This window comes from Sphingobium sp. YBL2 (genome assembly GCF_000943805.1).
Classification (GTDB): Bacteria; Pseudomonadota; Alphaproteobacteria; order Sphingomonadales; family Sphingomonadaceae; genus Sphingobium; species Sphingobium fuliginis.
In genome coordinates this window covers 2,255,258-2,278,902 of the sequence record NZ_CP010954.1, presented here as the reverse complement: position 1 = coordinate 2,278,902, position 23,645 = coordinate 2,255,258, and the positions used below count along the sequence as shown (strand labels likewise).

Here is a 23,645-nt window from a genome sequence, read left to right as displayed (position 1 = left end):
GGAGCGCCTTGCTTGTGTTCCGTTGGCCGCGCCCGGAAGGGGCGGGGCTTTCGGGGTGATCTAGGCGTTCCGGCTGCGGAGGTAAACCTCCAGCCGATCATCGCCCAGCCGCCGTTCGTCGTCGAGCCGCCAGCGGCCATGCGCGCCGGCCAGATCGGTCAGGCCGATGTCACCCATCCCGGCAAGCCCGGCGCCGATCAGGATCGGCGCGCGATAGAGCAGCAGGCGGTCGACCAGATCGGCGCGCAGGAAGGCGGCGGCGGTCTGTGCCCCCCCCTCGACCAGCAGATGGTCGACATGCGGCAGGGCGGCGATGTCTTCCGGCGCGGCAATGCTATCCCACCCCTCAGGCGCGTCGCCATGGCTGAGCAGCACGCGCCGGGGCGAGCGGTCCTCCAGGCCGGCCAGGCGCACATCCAGCCGGGGCGCGTCGGTGCGCAGCGTGCCGCCGCCAACCAATATGGCGTCATGCCGTGCCCGTTCCACATGGGCATGGGCACGGGCGTCCGGACCGGTGATCCAGCGGCTGGACCCATCGGCCAGCGCGATCCGGCCGTCGAGCGACAGGCCCAGCTTGAGCGTCACGGCCGGGCGGCCCAATGTCTGGCGCAGCACGAAACCGCGCATCGCGGCGGCGGCTTCCTGCGCCATCAGCCCCATTTCGACCACGATGCCGCGCTTGCGCAGCCAGGCGGCGCCCTGCCCGTCGGTGCGCGGATCGGGATCGCGCAGGGCGATGACGACGCGGCGGACGCCTGCCCGCGCCATCAGGTCGGCACAGCGCGGACCGCGCGGGGAAAGGTGGAAACAGGGCTCCAGCGTCACATAGGCGGTGGCGCCGCGGGCGCGGTCCATGGCCTCCTCAAGCGCCTGCGCCTCGGCATGGGGGCGGCCGCCCTTTTGCGTCCAGCCGCGCCCGACCACATGCCCGTCCTTCACGATCAGGCAGCCGACATTGGGATTGGGCGTGGAAAGGCCGCGTCCCCGTTCGGAAAGCGCAATGGCGGCGGCCATGAAGCGCCGGTCCTGAGCGGGATCGGCGGGGGGCAGGACGCTTTTGGATCGGGCGCTCAGGGCTGGGCCGCCCCGCTCTGGGCTGCTCCGGGGACGGATTTCTCCGCAGCCTCGGCCTTGGCCAGCCGGGCGTCGAGCTGGGCGTTGATCTGCTTCAATGCTTCCTTGCGGCGGGCGGTGTTGCGGGCCTCGTCCTTCTTCCAGTCGATGCCGAAAATATCGGCCACGCCCTGCATTTCCTTCTGCTTCTTCTCGATCGCCGCCTCCCGCTTGGCGAGGTCGATCTTCTGCTGGAGGATGATCGCCGCGTCGGACCGGCTGGAGTCCCAGCTCTGGACATAGAATATCTGGTTGCGCGTCGGCATGGTGTTGGTGTTGGCGTCGACGATGAAGGCCCAGATGATGACCCAGGTGACCGCGACGGACAGGCCGAGCAGCGGCCATTTATGAGGCCGGTTCTCACGAAAATAGCTCCACAGGTCGCTCATCGCGCTCTTGGGAGACACCGGACGGGGGAAGATCGCCATCGCGCCGATATAGGGTAAGGCGGGGCCGGATGCAAAAGCGCTGTTGCTGTCCGTCATGATTTCCGGCCCCTTCCTGTTGGATTTCAGACGTCTGCCAGGCGGAAATGGACGGTCAGCACCTTGGTCGAACTGACCGGCACGCCATCCCGAGTCGCCGGGCGGAAGCGCCATTTGCGCAGGGCATGGCGCTGGGTGGCGATCCAGAAGGCCTCGTCCGCCGCCGACAGCCGCTCTATGTCGGTGACGCGCCCGTCGGGGCCGATGGTGACGCGGACCACCACCTTGCCCTCCATCCCCTGCCGGATCATCGCACCGGGATAGTCGGGCTGGAACGCGGCCAGCGCGCGGGGATCGATGGTGGCATCGGCCAGCACCGGTTCGGGCGTCGGCGGGACTATGGGCGGCATGATCGTGCCCGTGCCGGAATCGCCGGCGGCCATGCCATCGTCCGCCTTCGTCGTGAAGCCCGTCGGCGGCGGCGGGACGACGGGCTTGTCCACCACGGTCGGATGGGATTTGGTTCGCGGCAGGGGTTTGGAGTCGTTTTCCGGCTGCTGCTGTTCCGGGGGCGGCGGCGTATCGTCCACCGGATAGGTCAGCAGCGGCGGTGGATCGCGGAAGACATCGACCACTTCCTTGGGCATCAGCAGATAGGCCCCGACCACCAGCGCATGGACGGCGATCGCCCCGCCTATGCCGAAGGAAGATCGGTTGCCGCCGCTATAGCCGGAAACCTGAGCCTGCCCACCTGCTGTCCGCAACGTCATCAGTCGCATATCGCACCCTCCTGTCATGCGATCCTTCCCGGATCGACATGTCATGTTACAACATATTTCCATGATATGTTGCAACATTAATTTTTGGGCATTTCCAACGGTGACAGCCCCAGGTGCTGCCTCAAATTGCCCGAGAACGCTCCAGCTTGTAGTCATTGGCGGGAGGAGACGAATTGGGCGCTGACAGACCGCTTTCCCCCGTTTGCCCTGAGCCTGTCGAGCCGAAGGCGGCGAAGCCAAGGACTTCATTTCTCCTTGAAACTGTGGCGCCGGTCGTACCCCCCGTGGCTGTGCCGATCGCGGCGTCCCGGCTCGCCTTGCTGTCGGGCGCCTGCTGCTGGGCATCATCGCGCACTGATTTGTGGACCTTCCAAGACAGCCCGCTATAAGGGCCTGCTAACGCTTCGGAGGAAACATGGCGGGTTCGGTCAACAAGGTTATTCTGGTGGGCAATCTGGGCGCGGACCCGGAGGTGAAGAGCTTTCAGAATGGCGGCAAGGTGTGCAACCTGCGGATCGCGACCTCCGAAAGCTGGAAGGACCGCATGTCGGGCGAGCGCAAGGAACGCACCGAATGGCACAGCGTCGCCATCTTCTCCGAGGGGCTGGCGGGCGTGGCGGAACGCTTCCTGCGCAAGGGATCGAAAGTCTATCTGGAAGGCCAGCTGCGCACCCGCAAATGGCAGGACCAGTCGGGCAATGACCGCTATACCACCGAAGTGGTGCTGCAGGGGCCGGGCGCGGTGCTGACCATGCTGGACGGCGCGCCGGGCGGCGGCGGTCAGGGAGGCGGCTTCGGCGGTGGCGGCCGCTCGCAGGGCGGCGGCGACTGGAGCGGCGGGTCGAGCGGCTTTGGCGGCGGCGATTATGACGATTTCGGCGGCGGCGGCTTTGGCGGCGGTTCCGGCCGCTCTTCCGGCGGCGGACGCGGCGGCGCTGGCGGGCCCAATTTCGACAATGACCTGGACGATGAAGTGCCGTTCTGAGGGCATTTTCCTGAAAGAAGGATGAGCGCCCCCGCCCGGAAGGATGGGGCGTTTTTCTTTTGGTGGTCGGGCGGGATGGCGAAGGTCGATGGCCGGCCTGGTGAACCGCGTTGCTGCGCCGGCGTCGGGACGAGCCTGGCGCGCGTGATCCCCGCGACCGGCAAATATGCGCCAGCCGCCAACAAAACTTACTTTCCCCGGCATTTTGCCCTAGGCGCTTCCCATGCCCCGCCCTTTCCGCCCCGAGGACGTCCCCGGCCTCCCCGCCCGCCGCGCAGCGCTTCGCCTGCTCGACGCCGTGCTTCGGCGCGGCGATCCGCTTGAGCTGGCGCTGCATGGCGCGGCGCAGGGGCTTGCTCCCGCCGACCGGGCGCTGGTTCACGCCATCGCTGCCGAGACGCTGCGCCACCTGCCCGATCTCGACGCGCTGATCGACAGCGCCACGCGCCAGCCGCTGCCGCACGACGCCAAGGCGCGCATGGTCCTGCGCATCGCCCTTATCCAGGTGCTGGCGCTGGGCACCGCGCCGCACGCCGCCATCGCCACCGCCCTGCCGCTGGTGGATGGCGGTCCGCGCAAGCTGGTGCATGGCGTCTTCGGCACGCTGACCCGCGCCGATCCGGCGCTTCCCTCACCCCCCACCCTGCCGCCGGAGACCGCCAGCCGCTGGGCCGCGCAATGGGGGGACGCCATGCCGCAGGCCGCCGCGCACGCCTATGGCCAGCGTCCGCCGGTCGACATCAGCCTTCGCGATCCCGCCCGGACCGCGCATTGGGCCGAAGCGCTCAACGGCCGGAGCCTTGCCCCCGGGCATGTCCGCCTGCCCGAAGGTGCAGCGATCCCCGACCTGCCCGGCTTCAGCGAAGGCGCCTGGTGGGTGCAGGATCTGGCCGCCTCCACCCCCGCGCGCCTGTTGGGCTTGGGCGAGGGACGCCACGTCCTCGACCTCTGTGCCGCGCCCGGCGGCAAGACGATGCAGCTCGCCGCCGCGGGGTGGCGCGTCACGGCGGTCGACCAGTCGAAGAAGCGCCTTGAACGATTGGACGAAAATCTGGCGCGTACCGGCCTTTCCGCCGCCATCGTGCAGGGCGACCTGCGCGCATGGGAACCCGATGGGGCGGCCGACGCCATCCTGCTCGACGCGCCCTGCACCGCAACCGGCATCTATCGCCGGCATCCCGACGTGCTGCACCGCATCGGCCCGCGCCAGATCGCGGAGCTGGCCGAACTCCAGACCGAACTGCTGGCTCGCGCTGCGGCATGGCTGAAGCCGGGCGGCACGCTGATCTACGCCACCTGCTCGCTCGAACGGGCCGAGGGCGAGGAGCAGGTCGCCCGCTTCATCGACGCCCGGCCGGATTTCAGCCCGCTGCCCGCGACGCCCGGCGAGCTGCCCGACGGCATCGTGCCGACGGCGCAAGGATGGGTCCGCACCCTGCCGGACAGCCTTGCCGCGCAGGGCGGAACCGACGGCTTTTTCGTTGCAAGGCTGATACGATCCACTAAGCCTTAACCAAGCAACCCTATGGTGCGATCCGGCATTCAGAAAGACCTGCCTTGCGCCCGACCGAGCCCCTTCCCCTGAACCATAGCTGGCCGCTCTATGCGTTGCGCGACCATCTTGCGCCGGTGATGCTGGACGACCGGATCGCCCGCGACGATGGGGCGCTGGCGGAGCGCGGCCTGGGCCTGTGGCATTGCGACCTCAGCGACGACAGCCTGAACTGGACGGACGGGGTCTATGACATTTTCGGGCTGGAACGCGGGATGACGGTCCCCCGCCCGCTGGCCGTGTCGCTCTACACGCCCGAAAGCCGTGCCGCGATGGAGCAGTTGCGCGCCTATGCGATACGCCACAGGCGCGGCTTCACGGTGGATGTCGACATCCGCCCGGCGGACGGCGGCGAATGCGCCATGCGCCTGATCGCCGCGCCCATCATCCAGCGAAATCAGGTGGTTGCGCTGCACGGCGTCAAGCAGTTTCTGCCCAGGGGTTCCAGGTCGTCGACCGGCCTTGATCCCACGCTGTTCATCCTGTCCTGACAGGCCGGGCGAGTCCGCACGCCGACGCCTGTCGCCAAAAGCCTGTGGATAGCGTTAATCGGGCGTTGCCCTGACTTGCGGCCAAGGCTAAGGCCGATGGTCAAATGACCAGCCCGATCCTGATCTCACCCTCCATCCTGTCCGCCGATTTCGCCCGTCTGGGCGAGGAGGTCCGCGCCATCGACGAAGCGGGTGCGGACTGGATCCATATCGACGTGATGGACGGCCATTTCGTACCCAACATCACCATTGGTCCCGGCGTGGTGAAGGCGCTGCGTCCGCACACGAAGAAGCCGTTCGACGTCCATCTGATGATTTCCCCGGTGGACCAGTATCTGAACGCCTTTGCGGAGGCGGGCGCCGACATATTGACCGTCCATCCGGAGGCCGGGCCGCATATCCACCGCTCCATCCAGCACATCAAGTCGCTGGGCGTGCAGGCGGGCGTGGTGCTGAACCCCGGCACCCCGGCCAAGATGCTGGATTACCTGATCGACGATGTCGACCTGATCCTGGTGATGAGCGTCAATCCGGGCTTCGGCGGACAGAGCTTCATCGCCAGCCAGCTCCGCAAGATCGAGGCGATCCGGAAGATGATCGAGAAGTCCGGCCGCGACATTCGTCTGCAGGTGGACGGCGGCATCGACTTCGCCACCGCGCCACAGGCGATCGGGGCGGGCGCCGACGTTCTGGTGGCCGGCACCGCGACCTTCCGGGACGGCCCGTCCGCCTATGCCGACAACATCCGGACGCTGCGCGGCGGGTGAGCGACCGCCGCCGCCCTTCCCCCCATTCCGCCCCCGAGGAGGCCGGACCCGGCCCGGAGGACGGGATCGAACAGGGCAAGCGGCTCATCCGCATCGCGGATGACAAGGGACTTTCGCTGGCGCAGCGCATCGCCAACCGCTTCTATCTGCTGAGCTGGAAGACGCCGATCCACGGCCGCCGGCTGAAGGGCAAATATCCGCTCAAGCTGCTTGCCGTGCCCGACGATGAAATCCCGGGCAATGCCCATGCGGGTCAGGCGATCCGCGCCGGCTATTTCCTGTTCCGGGGCCTGAAACTGCCTCTCGACAGGCTGGATTTCGCCAATCCGGGCGTGACGGCGGGCTTTGCCGATTATCTGCACGGCTTCCATTGGCTGCGCGACCTTGCCACCGTGGCCACCCGCGAACAGGCCGCGCCGATTGCCGAAGGCGTGATGCGCAAATGGCTCGCCGCCCATGCCGACACGCCCAGCGAACCCGCATGGCGCGCCGACAATGCGGGCTGGCGCCTGCTCTTCTGGTCGGCCCATGCGCCGCTGATCCTTTCGTCGAGCGACCTCGTCTATCGCTCTCTGGTGCTGAACTGCATCGCCCGCACCGCCCGTCATCTGGACCGCAGCGCGGACAAGGCGCCGGTCGGCCTGCCGCGCCTGGTCGCCTGGGGCGGGATCGTCGCGGCGTCGATGCTGCTGCCGGGCGGCGCGGCGCGCAAGCTGTTCGGAGAAGCCGGCCTCAAGCGCGCGCTCGACAGCGGCCTCCATGGCGACGGCGGCATCATCTCGCGCTCGCCGCTGGACCAGCTGGAAGCGATCATGCTGCTGACCATGGTCGCCGCCGTCTATGAAGTGCGACGAGAACAGACGCCTGCCTTGCTGAAGGAGGCACTGGCCAAGGCCGTGCCGGCCCTGCTCGGCCTCACCCATGGCGATGGCGGGCTTGGCAACTGGCAGGGCGCGGGCGCCATCGATCCCGCCACGATCGACGCCGTCATCCGCGCCAGCCGCGTGCGCGCCCGTCCGCTGCGGCAGGCCAATGGCTGGGGCTATCAGCGGCTCGCCGCCGGGGGCACCGTGGTGCAGGTCGATGCCGCCCCGCCCCCTGTCGCCCAACTGGCCGATGCGGGCTGCGCCTCCACCGGCGCGGTCGAGATCAGCGACGGGCAGCAACGGCTGATCGTCAACTGCGGCGGCGCCGCGCTGGAGGGCGCGTGGATGCCGCGCGATCTGGCGCAGGGGCTGCGCACCACCGCGGCGCACAGCACATTGGTGCTGGACGACAGCAATTCCACCGCCTTGCTGCCCGACGGCACGCTGGGCAAGGGCGTGACCGAGGTGGAGATCAACCGGCAGGAGACGGAAAGCGGCAGCCGCCTCGACCTCAGCCATGACGGCTATGTGCGGCGCATGGGCTATGTCCACCGCCGCCTGCTGCTGATGAGCGCGGACGGCAAGGAAATCCGTGGCGAGGACATGCTGACGCCCGCGGTGCGGCGGCGCAAGCCGGTGAAGCTGCCGGTCCAGCTTCGATTCCACCTCGCCCCCGGCGTCGAGCCCACGCCCACCGCCGACGGCATGGGCGCCCTGCTGCGCATCGACACCGGCGCGACATGGCAGTTCCGCGCCAATGCGGGGAAGCTGGCGATCGAGGAAAGCCTGTGGGTGGATGCCCAAGGCCGTCCCCATGGCACAAAGCAGCTGGCTGTCACCAGCGAGGCCCTTCCGGGCGGCTCGACCGTGGGGTGGTTGCTGAAAAAGGTGAGCTGAGCGCCTCGCGGTCCGTGCAATGGGGTGGCCGGCTTGCCCCATGGCGATTGCCGCGATTTCCGGGACGGCGAATGTTCCCTTTCACTCGGAATCGCTCTAGAGGCCTGCGGCAAGCCTGAGCGGCACCCGAACAGCAGCAGGAAGCACCTCCATGTCAGACGTCATCATCAAGCGCGCCCTTCTTTCCGTTTCGGACAAGTCCGGCCTCATCGAACTGGGTCAGGCGCTGGGCAGGCATGGGGTCGAGCTGGTGTCGACCGGCGGCACGGCCAAGGCGCTGCGCGAGGCGGGTCTGGAGGTCAAGGACATCTCTGACCTCACCGGCTTCCCGGAAATGATGGACGGCCGCGTCAAGACGCTGCATCCGAAGGTCCATGGCGGCCTGCTCGCCGTGCGGAACAATCCCGATCATGTCGCCTCCATGCAGGCGCACGACATCGGCGCGATCGACCTGGTGGTCGTCAACCTCTATCCCTTCGCCGCCACCGTCGCCAAGGGCGCGGAGCGCGAGGAGATCATCGAGAATATCGACATTGGCGGCCCCTCCATGGTCCGTTCCGCCGCGAAGAATCATGAGAGCGTGGCCATCGTCACCGACCCCGCCGACTATGCCAGGCTGATCGCGGAAATGGAGGAGAAGGGCGGCGCGACCAGCTACGACTTCCGCCGCATGCTGGCGGCCAAGGCCTATGCCGCCACCACCGCTTACGACGCGATGATCGCAAGCTGGTTCGCCTTTGCCGATCAGGGCGTGCAGTTCCCCGAAAGCCTCTCGGTCTCCAGCACGCTGGGTTCGACCCTGCGCTATGGCGAAAATCCGCATCAGTCGGCTGCCCTCTACCTGCCCGTCGGCCCGTCGGCCAACGGTATCGCCCAGGCGAAGCAGATCCAGGGCAAGGAACTCAGCTACAATAATTACAACGACGCCGACGCCGCGCTGGAGCTGGTCAGCGAGTTCCGCGACGGCCCGCCGACCGTGGTGATCGTCAAGCATGCCAATCCCTGCGGCGTCGCCACCGGCGCCACGCTGATCGAAGCCTATGAAGCCGCGCTTGCCTGCGACAGCGTGTCGGCCTTCGGCGGCATCATCGCCGTCAACCGCCCGCTTGACGGCCCAACCGCCGAGGCGATCAGCGGCATCTTCACCGAAGTCGTCGCCGCCCCCGATGCGGACGAGGACGCGAAGGCGATCTTCGCCAGGAAGAAGAACCTCCGCCTGCTGCTGACCGGCGACCTGCCCGATCCGGCCCGTGCCGGCCTCCAGATCAAGAGCATTGCCGGCGGTCTGCTGGTGCAGGGCCGCGACAATGGCCGCGTCAGCCGCGATCAGCTGAAGGTGGTGACGAAGCGCGCGCCTACCGAGCAGGAGCTGAACGACTGCCTGTTCGCCTGGACCGTCGCCAAGCATGTGAAGTCGAACGCCATCGTCTATGCCAAGGGCAACAGCACCGCCGGCATCGGCGCGGGACAGATGAACCGGCTGGAATCCGCGCGCATCGCCGCGTGGAAGGCGAAGGATGCCGCGGAAAAGGCCGGCTGGGCGGAGGCCCGGACCATCGGTTCGGCGGTTGCGTCGGACGCCTTCTTCCCCTTTGCCGACGGCCTGCTGGCGGCGGTCGAGGCGGGCGCGACGGCGGTGATCCAGCCCGGCGGCTCCATCCGCGACGAGGAAGTGATCGCCGCCGCTGACGAAGCGGGTCTGGCGATGGTCTTCACCGGCATGCGCCACTTCCGCCACTAAGGGCGATTGATGCGGATGCGAAAGGGCGCCGATCCTTTCGCATCCGCAAAAATAGCGGTTTTCAGCCACTTTCTGCCAAGTGGCCCCTTTTCATATGCCTTCGCGAAGCCTATTTAGAAGAGGACCCTACTCCCACGTCAGGCGTTGGGCAGATCCGATAAGAGTTCGACAGGAGATACAGGATGACCAGAAAGACGTTGGTGGCGCTGACCGCCGCGATGACCCTTGCCTTGCCCGCAGCAAATGCCTTTGCCGGCATCAACGATATGGACGTGGTGGTCGACGGCCGCACCGGGACGGAAACCCGCAGCATCGCCGTCTCGATGGCTGACCTGAACCTTGCCAGCACCCATGGCGTCCGCGTGGCCGACTCCCGCATCACCAAGGCGGCGAAGAAGGTCTGCGGCTGGATGAACGGATCGATCCTGCCCGCCACGCCGGACTATCGCGCCTGTTTCGGCGAGGCGCTCGACGGTGCCCGCACGGACCTCAACACGCTGATCCAGGCACAGCGCCAGGGCTGATCCGCCCTTTTGAAAAGAGTGGAGGCCGGCGGCTCACCATGGCCGCCGGCCTTGCCTTATCTTGCATTGTTACCGGCTATTAACTACTCCTTAGAAGATTTCCTTCACCTAAACCGGCGAAGATTTCACCGGGGGGCCTTTGATGCCGCAGAACGACCACCATGTGGATGTCGCCATCATTGGCGCGGGGCCGGCTGGGTTGACGGCCGCCTATCTGCTGACCAAGAAGGGCTATTCGGTCAGCATCATCGAAAAAGACCCGGTCTATGTCGGCGGCATCAGCCGAACGGTGGAACTGAACGGCTTCCGTTTCGACATTGGCGGCCACCGGTTCTTTTCCAAGTCGAAGGAGGTCGTCGACCTCTGGAACGAGATACTGCCCGACGACTTCATCCAGCGCCCGCGGATGAGCCGCATCTATTATGAAGGCAAATTCTACAGCTATCCGCTGCGCGCCTTCGAAGCGCTCGGCAATCTGGGGCTGTGGCGATCGGCGCTCTGCATGGCGAGCTTCGCCAAGGCGAAGCTGTTCCCCAATCGCGATGTCCGTTCCTTCCAGGACTGGACGGTCAACGCCTTCGGCCACAAGCTGTTCTCGATCTTCTTCAAGACCTATACGGAGAAGGTGTGGGGCATGCCCTGCGACGAGATGTCGGCGGACTGGGCGGCGCAGCGCATCAAGGGCCTGTCGCTCTGGGGCGCAGTGACCGACGGCCTCAGGCGATCCCTGGGCCTCAACAAAAAGCCCAATGACGGCATGGCGACCAAGACGCTGCTGGAAAGCTTCCGCTATCCGCGGCTTGGCCCCGGCATGATGTGGGAAGCGGCCCGCGACTTCGTGGTCGCGCGGGGCAACCGCGTGCTGATGGCGCACAGCCTGGAGCAATTGTCGCAGGATCAGGCGAGCGGCGGCTGGCGCATGGTGGCGCGCGGCCCGGACGGCGAAGTCGCCATCACCGCCGGCCATGTCATCAGTTCCGCCCCGATGCGCGAGCTGGCCGGCCGCATCCGTCCGCTGCCCGCGACGCTGGCCCAGGCGATGGACCTTAAATATCGCGATTTCCTGACCGTGGCGCTGATGGTGAAGGGCGAGGACATCTTCCCCGACAACTGGATCTACATCCACGATCCGAAGGTGCAGGTCGGCCGCATCCAGAATTTTCGGAGCTGGTCCCCCGAAATGGTGCCGGACCCCGATCTGGCCTGCGTGGGCCTGGAATATTTCTGCTTCGAGGGCGATGGCCTCTGGTCGTCGAGCGACGCCGATCTGATCGAACTGGCGAAGAAGGAAATGGCGACCCTGGGCCTGTGCGACCCCGCCGATGTCGTCGGCGGCGCGGTGGTGCGGCAGGAAAAGGCCTATCCGGTCTATGATGACGGCTATGCCGACAATGTCCTTGCGATGCGCACCGAATTGCAGCGGCTTTATCCGACGCTGCATCTGGTCGGCCGCAACGGCATGCACCGCTACAATAATCAGGACCATGCGATGATGACGGCGATGCTGACGGTCCGCAATATCGAGGCGGGCGAGCAGCTTTACGACATCTGGGCGGTCAATGAGGATGCCGAATATCACGAAGCGGGCGAGGAAGGGCAGGACGCAGCCGGCCGGCGCGCCGCGCTCGCCAGCGAAAGGCTGGTGCCCAATCGTCTGAAGGCGGCCTGAACCCCATGCCCCATTGGGTGCGGAGCATGGCCGGGCCTTTCAACGCCGTCTTCGGCCGTTTCACCTTCACGCGCTATCTTCTGGCCAGCATCTGCGCGCTGTCGGCCGATTTCGCTCTGTTCATGCTGTTCCACCGGCTGGGCGTGCCGCCTGCCATTGCTGCGTTCGCCGGCTATTCGGGCGGACTGGTCCTGCACTGGATGATCAGCACGCAATTCGTGTTCGACATGCAGCAGCCAGCGACGCATGGACAGCGGATCGCCTTCATCCTCAGCGCCCTGATCGGCATGGCGATCACCATGGGGCTGGTGGGCGGGCTGAGCAGCCTGGGGCTTCCGCCCGCCATGGCCAAGCTGGCGGCCGTGCCGGTGAGCTTCCTGTCCGTCTATGCGATCCGGAAATATGGCATCTTCGCCCGCGCCTGACAGCGGCCCCCTTCCCAAGACAGCCTCTATCGCCGGTTGGCAGATCGGCGTGGCGGTCCTGCTGCTCTGGGCCCTGTGCTGCGCGGTCATGCTCTGGCTGTTCCGCAACGGGCTGACCACACTCGAATTCCGCGATCCCGATGACGCCATGCGGCTGCAACAGGTCCGCGACTGGCTGCATGGCCAGGATTTCTGGGACGTCAGCCAGCACCGGGTAAACCCGCCGGCGGGCGGACCGATGCACTGGTCGCGCATCGTCGACATGCCGATCGCCGCGCTGATCCTGATGCTGCAACCGCTGCTTGGGCCTACAAGGGCCGAAATCGCCGCCTGTGCGCTGGTGCCGCTGCTGCTGCTGGGCGGGCTGACGGGCACGGTCTTCCTGGCGGCGCGGCGCGCTGCCGGCGGCGTCTTCGTCCCGATGCTGGCGGTTGCGCTGCTGCTGACCACGCCGACCATCCTGGTCCAGTTCACCCCGTTCCGGATCGACCATCACGGCTGGCAGATCTGGATGGCGGCCATGGCCCTGTGCGGCGCACTGGATGCCCGTCGCCTGAGGGGCGGCATCACGGCCGGCCTCGCGCTGGCGGTGTGGCTTCAGATTTCCAGCGAGGCGCTGCCCTATGCCGCGCTGTTCGCCGGCGCCTTCGCCCTGCGGACCTGGTTCGACCGGCGGGAGGCGGCGCGGATCGCCGCCTATGCCGCCACGCTGGGCGGCGGCGCGCTCCTCCTGCTGCTGCTGCTGCGCGGCCCCGGTGCGGCGCTGGCCCGATATTGCGACAGCCTTTCGGCAGCCTATATCTGGCCGCTCGTGGCTTTTGCGCTGGCGATGCCGCTTGCCCTGCGCCTGATCGGCACGACCAGCGTCCGGCGACGCTTCATGGCGACGGCGGCGGCAGGAGTCACGGCGGCCGGCGTGTTCCTGCTGAGCGGCGGAACCTGCCTTTCCGGCGATCCCTTCAAGGCGCTCGGTCCGGTGGCCTATCGCTTATGGTATCTCCAGGTGAAGGAGGGCCGCCCGGTCTGGGAACAGGGTCTTCTGATGGCGGGGATCATCCTGCTGCCGGCGGCCATGGGGCTGGTCAGCACGATCGTCGCGGCTTGGCGCGCCACGGAAAGGGAGGCGCGGGACCGCTGGATCGTCATTGCCCTGCTGCTGACCGGAGCGCTGGCGGTCGCGATCCTCGTCCTGCGCGCCATGTCGGTGGCGCATGTCCTGGCGCTGCCCGGCACGGCCTGGCTGCTGCTGGCGATCTTTCAGCATATCCAGAGCTGGAGTAGGGCCGTGGCGCGCATCCTGGTGACGGCGAGCGTCGCCATATTGCTCACCCCGGCGGGCCTGTGCGGCGCCTGGATATTGATCACGAGCGGCGCGGCGGAAAAGGAGCAGCCCGAAACCGTCAATTGCCGGACGGCGGCGCTGCTGGCTCCCTTGCGGGCGCTGCCCCGCTCGACCCTGTTCGCGCCGCTCGATCTGGGGCCCGACATCCTCGTGCGAACCGGGCACAGCGTGATCGGCACGGCCCATCACCGCAATGCCGCCGGCATCACCGCGGTCATCGACGGTTTCACGGAAGCGCCCGAAAAGGCCTTTGCGACCATCATGCGCCTGAATGGCGGCAGGGGCGCGGATTATCTGCTGATCTGCAACGAGATGAACGAGATCAAACATTATCGCGCCGACTTCCCGAAGGGCCTGGCCGCGGCGTTGAAGCGCAACCGGCCGCTGCGCTGGCTGCAGCCGGTTCCCACCAAGGGGCCGCTCCGCATCTACAAGGTGATCGCTCAGCCGGCGACGAAGGCCAGCGCAACGCCGTTCATGCAATAGCGCTTGCCGGTGGGCTTCGGCCCGTCATCGAACACATGGCCCAGATGGCCGCCGCAGCGGGCGCAATGCACCTCCGTTCGCGGATAGCCCAGTTCGAAATCGCGCGAAGTGCCGACGGCGCGGGGCAGCGGCGCCCAGAAGCTGGGCCAGCCCGTGCCGCTGTCGAACTTGGTCTTCGAGCTGAAAAGCCGTTGCCCGCAACCGGCGCACGCGAAGATACCGGTGCGATGTTCCTTGTTGAGGGGACTGGTGAAGGGATATTCGGTCGATCGCTTGCGCAGCACCTGATAGGCGGGCGGGCTCAGGCGCTTGCGCCATTCGGCATCGCTGAGCGTGAAGGGATAGGCGGCGGCCCTGCCCAGCCCAGCCTGCCAGAGGACGATCGTCGTTGCGGCACAGCCGCCCATGCCCAGAAAGCGCCGCCGGTTCATGGGCCCCGCCATAGCAGGGTCAGCCTGTCGCGCTTCTGAACAGCTGCTTCCACCAGCCGCCGCCCGATTTCAGCACATGGCGGCGGAACAGCAGCACGCCGATGCGGATGATGAGGCCGACCCAGAGCATCTGCCAGGCTATGGCCAGGAGATGGGGCCAGAGCGTGTCCACCTGCGCCGCGCGGGCGATCATGGCGAAGGGGGAGGAGAAGGGCAGGATCACCGCCGCGACCTCCGGCGGCGATCCCATCTTGTCGACGGCATAGGTGGCGAAGAAGAAGATCAGCATCTGCCCCATGGTCACGGGCATGTTGAGCGTCTGCACCTCCCGCACGGTCGCCGCCTGCGCGCCGATGCCCAGGAAGAGGGAACCGAGCAGCGTATAGGCCATGGCGAAATAGATGACGGCCAGCATCAGGAAGAGGGGCCAGCCGATGGCGGGCTCCGGCAGGCTGACGCCAGGGGTCTTCAGCGCCAGGAACACGCAGAAGGCGGTCCCGCCCCAGAAGAGGATGCCGACGAAGCTCATCGCCAGCATCGCCATCAGCTTGCCCAGGAAGATCGCATCGACCGGCACGGCGGCGGCGAGGATCTCTATGATCTTGTTGGTCTTTTCCTCGACCAGATTGGACAGGATCATGCCCGCGAGCAGGATGGTGAGGAAGAAGACGACGATCTGCGCGATCCGGCCGATCACCAGCCTGCCCTGGGTCTGCGCGCCGACGCTGGTGGCGACCTGTTGCGCCTCCACCTGGACCATGTGCAGCGACTTTTCGGCCACGGCGGCGCTGGCGAGCAGGCTGATGTCCCCTTCCAGCCGCCGGATGTCCTGCGGCTGGCCGGTCATCACCGGCCGGGCGGGCGATCCCGACACGATCACCATGACGTCCGCATTCGCCCCGGCCAACTGAACGCGGGGCGCGGGAGACAGCGGCACGCGGCGCAGCGCCGGCAGCGCCTGCGGCCCCATGCGCTCCGCCAGCCGGGCATGGGCGCGCTCCATCCGCGCCGCATCGGCGGGGGACATGGCGACGCCGACGACCGGGCGCAGGTCGGTCGTCGAAATCTTGTCGCCCAGCCCGCCGAACGCCATGCCGATGACGATCGGGAACAGCGGGCCCAGCAGGAAGAAGATGAAGGTGCGCGACAGCACCACGGCGGTGAAATCCCGCCGGGCGATGACGAAGGCGGCGCGCATCAATTCGGTCATGCCGCTTCCTCCCTCTGCTGGTCGTCCTCCATCTGCCGGGCGGCCGCCTCGCCCGCAATGGCGACGAAGGCGTCGTGCAGGCCGGGGCGTTCGATCGACAGGCTTTCTATCCCGGCGTTGCCGTCGAGCAGGGCGCGCAGCAGCGGTTCTATGCCCTCCTGCGGCAGGGCGAAATGCCAGGTTCCATCCTGCGCCATGGTTTCGGCGGGCAGGGCGCGGCGCCAGCCGCCATCGCTGGCGCGGGTGCGCAGGCGCACCTGCGGGCGCAGCCGGTTGCGGGCGTCGTCCACCGTGCCCTCGAAGCGGACGCGGCCGCCCGCGACGATGGCGACCCGCTCGCACAGCCGTTCGGCATGGGCGATGACATGGGTGGAGAACAGCACCGTGACGCCGCGCCGGGCCTGATCCCGGATCAGCGCCTCCAGCTTGCCCTGGTTGAAGGCGTCGAGGCCGGAAAAGGGTTCGTCCAGCACGATCAGGCGCGGTTCGTGAACGATGGTGCCGAAAAGCTGCACGGTCTGGGCCATGCCCTTCGACAATTGGCGGATCGGCTTTTCGGCGGAGGCGCCCATGCCATAGTCCGCCAGCATGGCGCGGGCGCGTTCCCGCCCGATCCTGAGCGGCAGGCCACGCAGCGCGCCCATGAAGGCGATGGCTTCGAACGCCTTCATCGAAGGATAGAGGCCGCGTTCCTCCGGCAGATAGCCGACATTGCGCGCCTGGCGCAGCGGCGCGGGATCGCCCAGCAGGCTGCGATGCCCCTCATCGGGATCGATGATGCCGAGCAGCGTGCGCAGCATCGTCGTCTTGCCCGCGCCATTGGGGCCCAGAATGCCGTAGATCGACCCGGCGGGCACCGCGATGTCGATGCCGTCCACCGCCCGGAAATCACCGAATGTCTTGACAAGACCACGCCCTTCGACGGCATAGGTCGGTTGAGGAGCCCCGATCATCGGCCTCTGATAGTCGCATCGCATGCCAACGCAAAACGAAACCTTGGAACAGCGGCTTAAGGCCGAAGCGTTGCGGCTGGGCTTCGCCGCCTGCGCCATAGCGCCCGCCAATGCGGCGCCGCGTTCGGCCGAAAGGCTGCGACAATGGCTGGACGCCGGCCATCATGGCGAGATGCTGTGGATGGAGGAGCGCGCCGGGCAGCGCGGATCGCCGCAAGGGCTCTGGCCGGACGTGCGCAGCGTCGTCATGCTGGGGATGAGCTATGCGCCGGGGCGCGATCCGCTGGCGCTGGCGGATGTGCCGGACCGGGGGCGGATTTCGGTCTATGCGCAGGGACGCGACTATCATGACGTGGTCAAGAAGGGGTTGAAGGCCCTCGCCCGCTGGCTGGTTGAGCAGCATCCCGGCGCGCTCAAGGTCTTTGTCGATACCGCCCCGGTGATGGAAAAGCCGCTGGCGGAGGCTGCGGGTCTGGGCTGGCAGGGGAAGCACAGCAATCTCGTCAGCCTTGCGCATGGAAGCTGGCTGTTCCTGGGGGCGATCTACAGCGAGATCGCGCTGGCGCCCGATGCGCCGGAGAAGGACCATTGCGGCAGTTGCACCGCCTGTCAGGCGGCCTGCCCCACCGACGCCTTTCCCGCGCCCTATATGGTCGACGCGCGCCGGTGCATTTCCTACCTGACCATCGAGCATAAAGGGCCGATACCGGAGGAGTTTCGAGCCGGGATCGGCAATCGCATCTATGGCTGCGACGATTGTCTGGCCGTCTGTCCGTGGAACAAGTTCGCGGACGCGGCGGCGGCGAACCGCGCCTTTATCGGGCGGGCGGAGCTGGCGGCCCCGGAACTGGGCGACCTGCTGGCGCTGGACGATGCGGGCTTTCGCGAGATTTTCTCAGGCTCCCCCATCAAGCGGATCGGACGGAACCGGATGGTGCGCAATGCCGCCATCGCGGCGGGGAACAGTGGCGACAGGCGGTTGGCGGGCCGGTTGCGGGCGCTGGTGGCGGACGACGATCCGGTGGTGGCGGAGGCGGCTCGCTGGGCGCTGGAACGGCTGGCCTAGCGCTTGTCCTGTTCAAGCGCATGAACGGGGCTCCCGCCTTCCGCGGGAGCGCCTCCCTCTCCCATCGAAAAGATCATTTCGCCTGCAAGGCGGCAGAACAACTTGCGGGGTCGACGTCCGTGCCCGTGGGCGTACGCGCATCGACATGGGTGACGAGCGGCTCCTTCCCCTGCGGCGGCAGGTAGAGATAGGCGTCCAGCACGCAGCGGCCATTGGCGAATTGCAGCTTGCGCATGGTGCTTTCGCGAATGTCGAGCCGGGGTTGGCCGAACAGGTGCATGAGCTGCTTCGCGTCCGATCCGATCAGCGGACCGGGGCGGGTGAAGGCGCTGGCCGGGGGACCGGCGGGCGGACGGGCGATCTGGGTCGCGGGCGGCGGCACGACACCTCCGCAAGCCGCGAGGGTCAAGAGCGAAGCCAGGACGAGCGCCGGATGAGGACGGGTCATGGCATGTTCCTTCGGGCACCGTGCAGCATGTGGACCGCCATAGCCGCGCTCCAGATCGGTGCAAGCAGGTTGAGCAGCGGCACGAGGAAGATCAGCGCCGAAGCGAGGCCCATGAGCCACCGGCTGCCGCGCGGGATCGGCGGCAGGTCGGGATGGCGGGGCTCGACCATGTCGGCCATGTCCCGGCCAAGCAGGGCGGCGTTCAGGATCAGGAACAGGCCCAGCGTGCCGATGCCGGTCGCCAGCAGCAGCAGATAGGCCGTCAGGGCAAGCAGGTTCCAGCCGACGGTCCGCAGGATGGAGCGCAGCGCGAAACGAAGGCTGCGGCCCCAGCCGACCGGCCGGGCGCGGGCGGCCGCCGCGGGGTAGCTGTCCCGTTCTACGGCAATGACGATGTCGTCGGCAAAGAGGCTCATGATCGCCATGGCGGTGGCGCGGAACAGCAGCCAGCCGGCGGCGATCACGCCGATGGCGGTCGCGGTCGCCTCCGCCACCCCGCCCCAGCCCGCGCCCGGCATCCAGCCATAATGCAGGCGGGCGGCGTGGATGCCGGTCCACAAGGCGGCGGCGAGGACCGCGAAGGCGAGCAGGGTCAGGAGCAGCGTCCTGAACAGCAGCCGGAGGGCGGCACCGTGGAAGATGGAAGGGAATGCGCGAAGGACGGCGGCAAGGACCATGACACCGCTATTCCCGCCCTGGCGCGCAGCGTCAATCAGCGCCGTTGCGCAGCGCGCCCCGGATCGGTAGAGACGGCGGGATTTTTCCCCTTATTCACGAAGGATTTTGCGTGACCGCTGCTGCCCCCACGCTTGATGTTGTCGCCATCGGCAATGCCATTGTCGACGTGCTCGCCCGGAGCGACGACGCTTTCCTGGCCGAACATGCGCTGACCAAGGGCGGCATGCAGCTGATCGACGCGGAAACGGCGGAAAGCCTTTATGCCGACATGGGCGCGGGCAAGGAGATCAGCGGCGGATCGGCGGCGAACACGCTGGCGGGGCTGGCCGCGCTGGGCAAGAAATGCGGCTTCATCGGGCAGGTCAATGACGACCAGTTGGGCGCCGTCTTCGCCCATGACGTGCGCGCGCTCGGCATACGCTACGATACGCCGGCGATGCAGGGCGACGTTCCGACGGCCCGCTGCCTGATCCTGGTGACGCCCGATGCGCAGCGGACGATGAACACCTTCCTGGGGGCGTCGCAGTTCCTGCCCGAGACGGCGCTGGACCTGGACCTTATCCGTTCCGCGTCTATCCTCTATCTCGAAGGCTATCTCTGGGATCCGGAGCAGCCGCGCGCGGCGATGCGCGCCGCCATCGACGCGGCGCGGGGCGCGGGGCGGAAGGTCGCCTTCACCCTGTCGGACAATTTCGTGATCGACCGCCATCGCGCCGACTTCATCGACCTGATCGACCAAGGGCTGATCGACATCCTCTTCTCCAATGAAGGCGAAATCCAGTCGCTGGCCGGGGTGCATGATTTCGACGCCGCCGTGGCCGCCATCGCCGCGAAAGTGCCGGTGCTGGTCTCGACCCGCAGCGAAAAGGGCGCGATCGCCATGGTCGACGGCGTGCGGTACGAAGCGCATGCGGCGCCGGTGGCCGAAGTGATCGACACGACCGGTGCGGGCGACCTGTTCGCGGCGGGTTTCCTGGCGGGCCATCTGGAAGGGCTGGAGGTCGAGAAGTGCCTGAAGCTGGGGGCGGCGGCGGCGGCCGAAGTAATCTCCCACTGGGGCGCGCGGCCGGAGGACGACCTGAAGGCGATCCGGGCGAAGACGCTGGGGTAAGATGGGAGGCCGGGCGAAAGTCCGGCCTTTTCCTTTGCGTCAGGCCGGCTTCTGCTTTCGGAACAGCGCGCGGTCGTCGGGGCCGAACCCCCAGCGCCAGATGACGAAGCCGTAGACGCCGAGGATGGTGAAGACGCCGAAGACAAGCTCCACCCACTCGAAATGAGGTGGCAATGCGACGAAAGCCGCGCCAACGATGCAGGCGACGCCGGAAGCGCTGAGCAACGGCCAGCGCCAGGCGTTGACCCTGGCGCCCAGCAGGTTCGACAGCAGGCGCGCCTTGACCAGCGCACTGACGCCCAGCGCTATGCTGAGCGCCAGCGCAGGCGCGGCGGCGATGGCCATGTCGTGCAGGCCCAGGCGCCGCGCCACGAAGATCAGAGCGAAGCTGAGCGCCGCTTGAAGCCCGATCATCAGCAGCGAGATCATCAGATTGCGGTGCCGCGCGATATAGACCAGCGCCGATTCGCTGACCACGGCGGTCGCCGCCACGACTTCGGCCAGCAGCAGGAAGGCGAGCGCGCCCGTTCCGCCGACGAAATGCGGACCGACCAGCCCCATCACCGCTTCGCCCGGAATGCCGAGCGCAAGCGCGATGCCCGCCTGCGCCGCGATGATCCAGAAGCCGACCTGGCTCACCTGCCGCGCTATGGCGGTGAGATTGCCCTCCGAAAGATTGCGGGTGATGACCGGGCCCAGGATCGGGTCGAAGCTGGTCTTCAGTTTCTGGGGCAGGGAGGCGACCTGTTGCGCCACATAATAGATGCCGACGACGGCCGGGCTGACGAACAGGCCGAGGATCGCCATGTCCAGCCGGCGCGACCCCCATTCCACGCCGTCCGCCGCCGCCAGCGGCAGATTGCGGCGCGCCAGCCGCCACAGCCGTCCGAAATCCGGGCGCCAGCCATAGGGAATGCCGTAATGGCGGGTCATCGGAATGATCGAGGCGACCAGCGCGGCGATCATCGAGACCACATAGGAGAGGATCAGGCCGTCGCGGGTCGAATAATAAGCGAAGCCGAAGGCGCCGATGCTGATCGCCCAGGGTTCGATGATGGACCGGGCCCGCACCGTGGCGCCGATGTCGAAGCGATAGGCGCAGGCGGCCAGCGCCACGTCGGACCCGGCGACCGCGATCACGATCAGGGCGAGCAGGCGGTCGAGGCCGTTGATGCCGCTGTTCGGGAACATGGCCTGGGGGAAGGCGACCAGGAGCGCGCTGCCGATCAGGGAGGCGATCAGCGTCACCACCATGGCGTCGGTCACGACATGGCTGTGCGGCCGCTCGGTCTGGGCGAGCGCGCCCGCAAGGCCGCGTTTCAGGCCGAGCGTCGCGAGCTGGGCGACGAACTCCACCACCAGCACCGCATAGGCGAAGCGGCCCAGCGCGTCGGCGCCATACCAGCGGCCGGCGATGAACAGGAACGGCAGGCGCGCCGCGAGGCGGAGCAGGAAACCGAACACATTGGTCCGTCCACCCTTGGCGAGCGCCGCAATATCGTCCTGCTGCGCGGGAGAGGCCCCTTCAGCCGCCAAAGAATTATGATCCCCCTGTGACATCAATGCTGTCGCGTCATTTTGTGGAGCCGGACTGTAGCAACAAATGATGATAGGGCGATGAATTTATTCGGCGCGCAGCGGACGGGCGAGCAGCGCATCCATCACCTGGGCGAGCGGCGCGGCATCTTCCAGCAGGGCGCAGACCGCCTCGACCACGGGCATTTCGACATGGGCGGCGCGGGCGGCTTCCCGCAGCACGGGCGCGGTAAAGGCCCCTTCCGCGACGGTCCGGCGGTTGGCCAGCAGATCGCTGGCAGCCCGCCCCTCCCCCAGCCCCTTGCCGAGCGAGAAGTTGCGGCTGTTGGTCGAGGAACAGGTAAGGACGAGATCGCCCAGTCCGGAAAGGCCAGCCAGCGTTTCGGCGCGGGCGCCCCTGGCCAGACCGAAGCGGGTCATTTCGGCAAAGCCCCGGCTGATCAGCGAGGCGCGGGCATTGAGGCCCAGGCCCGCGCCCTCCGCGACGCCGCAGGCGATCGCGAGGACGTTCTTCACCGCCCCGCCAATCTCCGCGCCGACGACATCGTCGGACAGATAGGGGCGGAAGGCAGGCCGCGCAATGCGGCCCGCAATCTTCGCGGCAAGAGCGGCGTCGGCGCAGGCGAGGGTGATCGCGGTGGGCAGGCCCCTGGCGACCTCATGCGCGAAGGTCGGCCCCGAAAGGACGGCGATGGGCGAGGTCGGCTGCGCTTCCATCGCCACCTCGGACATCAGCAGGCTGGTGCCCGCCTCGATCCCCTTGGAACAGAGGACGAGCGGCGTGCCCGCCGGCGCCTGCGCCACGACGGTGCGCAGATGCTGGGCAGGGCTGACGATCAGCAGCAGATCGCGGTCGGCCATGGCGGCCATGTCGCCGGTCGCCTCGATCGAGGCGCTGAGCGGGATATGGGGCAGGTAGAGCGGGTTCTGGCGGTCGCCGTTGACCGCCGCCACGACTTCGGGTTCCAGCGCCCAGAGGCGGACATGCCGGCCGTCCGCCGCCAGCGTCTGGGCCAGCGCGGTGCCCCAGGCGCCTGCTCCGATGACGCCTGCCTTCAGGGAGGGAGCCTTCATGCTTTCACTCCTGCGCCGCGCGCCTTTTCCGCGCCGGGGTCCAGCGGCCAGCGCGGGCGCGCCGGGACCGTGAGGTCGTCGATAAGGCCCGCCGCATAGCGTTCCGCCCCGGCCCACGCGATCATCGCCGCATTGTCCGTGCAGAGCCAGAGCGGCGGCGCGACAAAGGGCAGATCATGCTTTGCGGCGAGCGCTTCCAACGCGGCGCGGATCGACTGGTTGGCGGCGACGCCCCCCGCGACGACGAGGGCGGTGATGTCCTGAAGGCCCGCCAACTGCCGCTCGGTGCGGTCGATCAGGCAGTCGATGACGGCCTGCTGGAAGCTGGCGGCGATGTCCTCGGTCGAATATCGGCCGGACTGGGCCGCGCGCATGACCGCGCTCTTGAGGCCGGCGAAGGAGAAATGCGGCTCGGCGGTGCCGACCAGCGGGCGTGGCAGGGGAACGGCCCTCGAATTGCCATCGGCGGCGGCCTTCTCCACCGCCGGTCCACCGGGATAGCCCAGTCCGAGCAGCTTGGCGGTCTTGTCGAAGGCCTCGCCGCTGGCGTCATCGATGGTGGTGGCCAGGCGGGCATAGTCGCCCGGCCCCCGCACATGCAGCAACTGGCAATGGCCGCCCGACACCAGCAGCAGCAGATAGGGGAATTGCAGCGTCGGATCGGCCAGGCGCGGCGAAAGGGCATGGCCTTCCAGGTGGTTGACCGCGATCAGGGGCTTGTTCGCGGCATGGGCGAGCGCCTTGCCGGTGACGAGGCCGACCATCACGCCGCCGATCAGGCCGGGGCCGGCGGTGGCGGCGATCACGTCCACATCGGCAAGCGTGAGGTCGGCGTCCTTCAGCGCCGCCTCTATCAAGGGCGAAAGCGCCTCGACATGGGCGCGGGCAGCGATTTCCGGGACGACGCCGCCATAGGGGCGATGCGCCTCCTCCTGCGTGGCGAGGCGGTGGGCCAGGATCCTGCCCTCCGCCGTCACCAGCGCCGCCGCGGTTTCGTCGCAGCTTGATTCCAGGCCGAGGATGATCGTCATTGCCGCTTCCATCTAATGCCCGCGATCATTAGAGCAAGCGGGATC

At 67.6% G+C, this 23,645-nt stretch carries 23 protein-coding genes; 12 read left to right on the top strand and 11 right to left on the bottom strand.

The window, feature by feature from the left end:
- Positions 1-60: 60 nt before the first annotated feature.
- The 3 genes from ribD to TZ53_RS10340 are packed head-to-tail and all read right to left on the bottom strand — an operon-like array spanning position 61 to position 2,317.
- A complete protein-coding gene (gene ribD, locus TZ53_RS10350) occupies positions 61-1,050 on the bottom strand; it encodes a bifunctional diaminohydroxyphosphoribosylaminopyrimidine deaminase/5-amino-6-(5-phosphoribosylamino)uracil reductase RibD (protein ID WP_268236559.1) in 990 nt (329 codons plus the stop codon).
- Between the two features lie 20 nt (positions 1,051-1,070).
- On the bottom strand, positions 1,071-1,598 hold the full coding sequence (locus TZ53_RS10345) for a hypothetical protein (RefSeq protein WP_044661207.1): 528 nt from the start codon (positions 1,596-1,598) through the stop codon (positions 1,071-1,073).
- A gap of 26 nt (positions 1,599-1,624) precedes the next feature.
- A complete protein-coding gene (locus TZ53_RS10340; RefSeq protein WP_044661206.1) occupies positions 1,625-2,317 on the bottom strand; it encodes an energy transducer TonB in 693 nt (230 codons plus the stop codon).
- Between the two features lie 415 nt (positions 2,318-2,732).
- Here TZ53_RS10340 and ssb point away from each other — a divergent pair, with 415 nt between their 5' ends.
- The 10 genes from ssb (at position 2,733) to TZ53_RS10290 (ending at position 14,062) form a co-directional block, all read left to right on the top strand.
- On the top strand, positions 2,733-3,302 hold the full coding sequence (ssb, locus tag TZ53_RS10335; RefSeq protein ID WP_044661205.1) for a single-stranded DNA-binding protein: 570 nt from the start codon (positions 2,733-2,735) through the stop codon (positions 3,300-3,302).
- Positions 3,303-3,525: 223 nt separating this feature from the next.
- Complete coding sequence (locus TZ53_RS10330; RefSeq protein ID WP_044661204.1) at positions 3,526-4,815, top strand: RsmB/NOP family class I SAM-dependent RNA methyltransferase; 1,290 nt, start codon at positions 3,526-3,528, stop codon at positions 4,813-4,815.
- A 44-nt stretch (positions 4,816-4,859) separates the two neighbouring features.
- Positions 4,860-5,345, top strand: coding sequence for a hypothetical protein (locus TZ53_RS10325; protein ID WP_044661203.1), 486 nt, complete (start codon positions 4,860-4,862; stop codon positions 5,343-5,345).
- A 104-nt stretch (positions 5,346-5,449) separates the two neighbouring features.
- Positions 5,450-6,112 carry a ribulose-phosphate 3-epimerase gene (gene rpe / locus TZ53_RS10320; protein WP_044661202.1) on the top strand — a complete coding sequence of 221 codons (663 nt, stop codon included), beginning with the start codon at positions 5,450-5,452 and terminating at the stop codon, positions 6,110-6,112.
- Positions 6,109-7,875, top strand: coding sequence for a heparinase II/III family protein (locus tag TZ53_RS10315; protein ID WP_025548266.1), 1,767 nt, complete (start codon positions 6,109-6,111; stop codon positions 7,873-7,875). The genes rpe and TZ53_RS10315 overlap by 4 nt, the downstream gene beginning before the upstream one ends.
- A 151-nt stretch (positions 7,876-8,026) precedes the next feature.
- Positions 8,027-9,616, top strand: coding sequence for a bifunctional phosphoribosylaminoimidazolecarboxamide formyltransferase/IMP cyclohydrolase (purH, locus tag TZ53_RS10310; protein WP_044661201.1), 1,590 nt, complete (start codon positions 8,027-8,029; stop codon positions 9,614-9,616).
- Positions 9,617-9,798: 182 nt separating this feature from the next.
- Positions 9,799-10,140: a UrcA family protein gene (locus TZ53_RS10305; protein ID WP_044661200.1), complete on the top strand. Its 342-nt coding sequence runs from the start codon at positions 9,799-9,801 to the stop codon at positions 10,138-10,140.
- A 142-nt stretch (positions 10,141-10,282) separates the two neighbouring features.
- Entirely contained in the window at positions 10,283-11,809 is a 1,527-nt protein-coding gene (locus tag TZ53_RS10300; RefSeq protein ID WP_044661199.1) for an NAD(P)/FAD-dependent oxidoreductase, read from the top strand.
- A gap of 5 nt (positions 11,810-11,814) precedes the next feature.
- Positions 11,815-12,234: a GtrA family protein gene (locus TZ53_RS10295; protein ID WP_044661198.1), complete on the top strand. Its 420-nt coding sequence runs from the start codon at positions 11,815-11,817 to the stop codon at positions 12,232-12,234.
- Entirely contained in the window at positions 12,212-14,062 is a 1,851-nt protein-coding gene (locus TZ53_RS10290) for a hypothetical protein (protein WP_044661197.1), read from the top strand. Before TZ53_RS10295 ends, TZ53_RS10290 begins: the two co-directional genes overlap by 23 nt.
- On the opposite strand, the gene msrB is transcribed toward TZ53_RS10290, so the two are convergent.
- The 3 genes from msrB to TZ53_RS10275 are packed head-to-tail and all read right to left on the bottom strand — an operon-like array spanning position 14,020 to position 16,656.
- On the bottom strand, positions 14,020-14,493 hold the full coding sequence (gene msrB, locus TZ53_RS10285) for a peptide-methionine (R)-S-oxide reductase MsrB (protein WP_044662976.1): 474 nt from the start codon (positions 14,491-14,493) through the stop codon (positions 14,020-14,022). The two genes, TZ53_RS10290 and msrB, sit on opposite strands and share 43 nt — an antisense overlap.
- A 19-nt stretch (positions 14,494-14,512) precedes the next feature.
- Positions 14,513-15,703 (bottom strand): ABC transporter permease, encoded by a 1,191-nt coding sequence (locus tag TZ53_RS10280; RefSeq protein ID WP_044661196.1) that lies wholly within the window; start codon positions 15,701-15,703, stop codon positions 14,513-14,515.
- Entirely contained in the window at positions 15,700-16,656 is a 957-nt protein-coding gene (locus tag TZ53_RS10275; RefSeq protein WP_044661195.1) for an ABC transporter ATP-binding protein, read from the bottom strand. Before TZ53_RS10275 ends, TZ53_RS10280 begins: the two co-directional genes overlap by 4 nt.
- Before the next feature lie 43 nt (positions 16,657-16,699).
- On the opposite strand from TZ53_RS10275, the gene queG reads away from it, so the two are divergent.
- Positions 16,700-17,722 (top strand): tRNA epoxyqueuosine(34) reductase QueG, encoded by a 1,023-nt coding sequence (gene queG, locus TZ53_RS10270; protein WP_083198962.1) that lies wholly within the window; start codon positions 16,700-16,702, stop codon positions 17,720-17,722.
- 73 nt (positions 17,723-17,795) lie between these two features.
- Here the strand turns inward: queG and TZ53_RS10265 are convergent, their stop codons facing one another.
- Positions 17,796-18,170: a hypothetical protein gene (locus tag TZ53_RS10265; RefSeq protein ID WP_025548253.1), complete on the bottom strand. Its 375-nt coding sequence runs from the start codon at positions 18,168-18,170 to the stop codon at positions 17,796-17,798.
- Complete coding sequence (locus tag TZ53_RS10260) at positions 18,167-18,847, bottom strand: EI24 domain-containing protein (protein ID WP_044661193.1); 681 nt, start codon at positions 18,845-18,847, stop codon at positions 18,167-18,169. Before TZ53_RS10260 ends, TZ53_RS10265 begins: the two co-directional genes overlap by 4 nt.
- Before the next feature lie 110 nt (positions 18,848-18,957).
- Here TZ53_RS10260 and TZ53_RS10255 point away from each other — a divergent pair, with 110 nt between their 5' ends.
- Positions 18,958-19,959, top strand: a complete 1,002-nt coding sequence (locus tag TZ53_RS10255) for an adenosine kinase (RefSeq protein ID WP_044661192.1) — start codon at positions 18,958-18,960, stop codon at positions 19,957-19,959.
- A gap of 39 nt (positions 19,960-19,998) precedes the next feature.
- Here TZ53_RS10255 and TZ53_RS10250 read toward each other — a convergent pair whose 3' ends face one another.
- The 3 genes from TZ53_RS10250 to tsaD all read right to left on the bottom strand — a co-directional run bounded on the left by TZ53_RS10250 (position 19,999) and on the right by tsaD (position 23,600).
- Entirely contained in the window at positions 19,999-21,519 is a 1,521-nt protein-coding gene (locus TZ53_RS10250; RefSeq protein WP_371873103.1) for a lipopolysaccharide biosynthesis protein, read from the bottom strand.
- Positions 21,520-21,582: 63 nt separating this feature from the next.
- Positions 21,583-22,569, bottom strand: a complete 987-nt coding sequence (locus TZ53_RS10245) for an NAD(P)H-dependent glycerol-3-phosphate dehydrogenase (RefSeq protein WP_044661191.1) — start codon at positions 22,567-22,569, stop codon at positions 21,583-21,585.
- Positions 22,566-23,600: a tRNA (adenosine(37)-N6)-threonylcarbamoyltransferase complex transferase subunit TsaD gene (gene tsaD / locus TZ53_RS10240; RefSeq protein ID WP_044662974.1), complete on the bottom strand. Its 1,035-nt coding sequence runs from the start codon at positions 23,598-23,600 to the stop codon at positions 22,566-22,568. The genes TZ53_RS10245 and tsaD overlap by 4 nt, the downstream gene beginning before the upstream one ends.
- Between the last annotated feature and the right edge of the window lie 45 nt (positions 23,601-23,645).

Bases quoted from the DNA above. Each gene is read 5' to 3' on its own strand.
- TZ53_RS10330 (WP_044661204.1), top strand. From the start codon at position 3,526: ATGCCCCGCCCTTTCCGCCCCGAGGACGTCCCCGGCCTCCCCGCCCGC.
- TZ53_RS10295 (WP_044661198.1), top strand. From the start codon at position 11,815: ATGCCCCATTGGGTGCGGAGCATGGCCGGGCCTTTCAACGCCGTCTTC.
- TZ53_RS10260 (WP_044661193.1), bottom strand. From the start codon at position 18,847: ATGGTCCTTGCCGCCGTCCTTCGCGCATTCCCTTCCATCTTCCACGGT.
- TZ53_RS10280 (WP_044661196.1), bottom strand. From the start codon at position 15,703: ATGACCGAATTGATGCGCGCCGCCTTCGTCATCGCCCGGCGGGATTTC.
- TZ53_RS10290 (WP_044661197.1), top strand. From the start codon at position 12,212: ATGGCATCTTCGCCCGCGCCTGACAGCGGCCCCCTTCCCAAGACAGCC.
- TZ53_RS10250 (WP_371873103.1), bottom strand. From the start codon at position 21,519: ATGTCACAGGGGGATCATAATTCTTTGGCGGCTGAAGGGGCCTCTCCC.
- msrB (WP_044662976.1), bottom strand. From the start codon at position 14,493: ATGAACCGGCGGCGCTTTCTGGGCATGGGCGGCTGTGCCGCAACGACG.
- TZ53_RS10245 (WP_044661191.1), bottom strand. From the start codon at position 22,569: ATGAAGGCTCCCTCCCTGAAGGCAGGCGTCATCGGAGCAGGCGCCTGG.
- rpe (WP_044661202.1), top strand. From the start codon at position 5,450: ATGACCAGCCCGATCCTGATCTCACCCTCCATCCTGTCCGCCGATTTC.
- TZ53_RS10300 (WP_044661199.1), top strand. From the start codon at position 10,283: ATGCCGCAGAACGACCACCATGTGGATGTCGCCATCATTGGCGCGGGG.
- TZ53_RS10305 (WP_044661200.1), top strand. From the start codon at position 9,799: ATGACCAGAAAGACGTTGGTGGCGCTGACCGCCGCGATGACCCTTGCC.
- TZ53_RS10340 (WP_044661206.1), bottom strand. From the start codon at position 2,317: ATGCGACTGATGACGTTGCGGACAGCAGGTGGGCAGGCTCAGGTTTCC.
- TZ53_RS10345 (WP_044661207.1), bottom strand. From the start codon at position 1,598: ATGACGGACAGCAACAGCGCTTTTGCATCCGGCCCCGCCTTACCCTAT.
- TZ53_RS10265 (WP_025548253.1), bottom strand. From the start codon at position 18,170: ATGACCCGTCCTCATCCGGCGCTCGTCCTGGCTTCGCTCTTGACCCTC.
- ssb (WP_044661205.1), top strand. From the start codon at position 2,733: ATGGCGGGTTCGGTCAACAAGGTTATTCTGGTGGGCAATCTGGGCGCG.
- tsaD (WP_044662974.1), bottom strand. From the start codon at position 23,600: ATGACGATCATCCTCGGCCTGGAATCAAGCTGCGACGAAACCGCGGCG.
- TZ53_RS10275 (WP_044661195.1), bottom strand. From the start codon at position 16,656: ATGATCGGGGCTCCTCAACCGACCTATGCCGTCGAAGGGCGTGGTCTT.
- purH (WP_044661201.1), top strand. From the start codon at position 8,027: ATGTCAGACGTCATCATCAAGCGCGCCCTTCTTTCCGTTTCGGACAAG.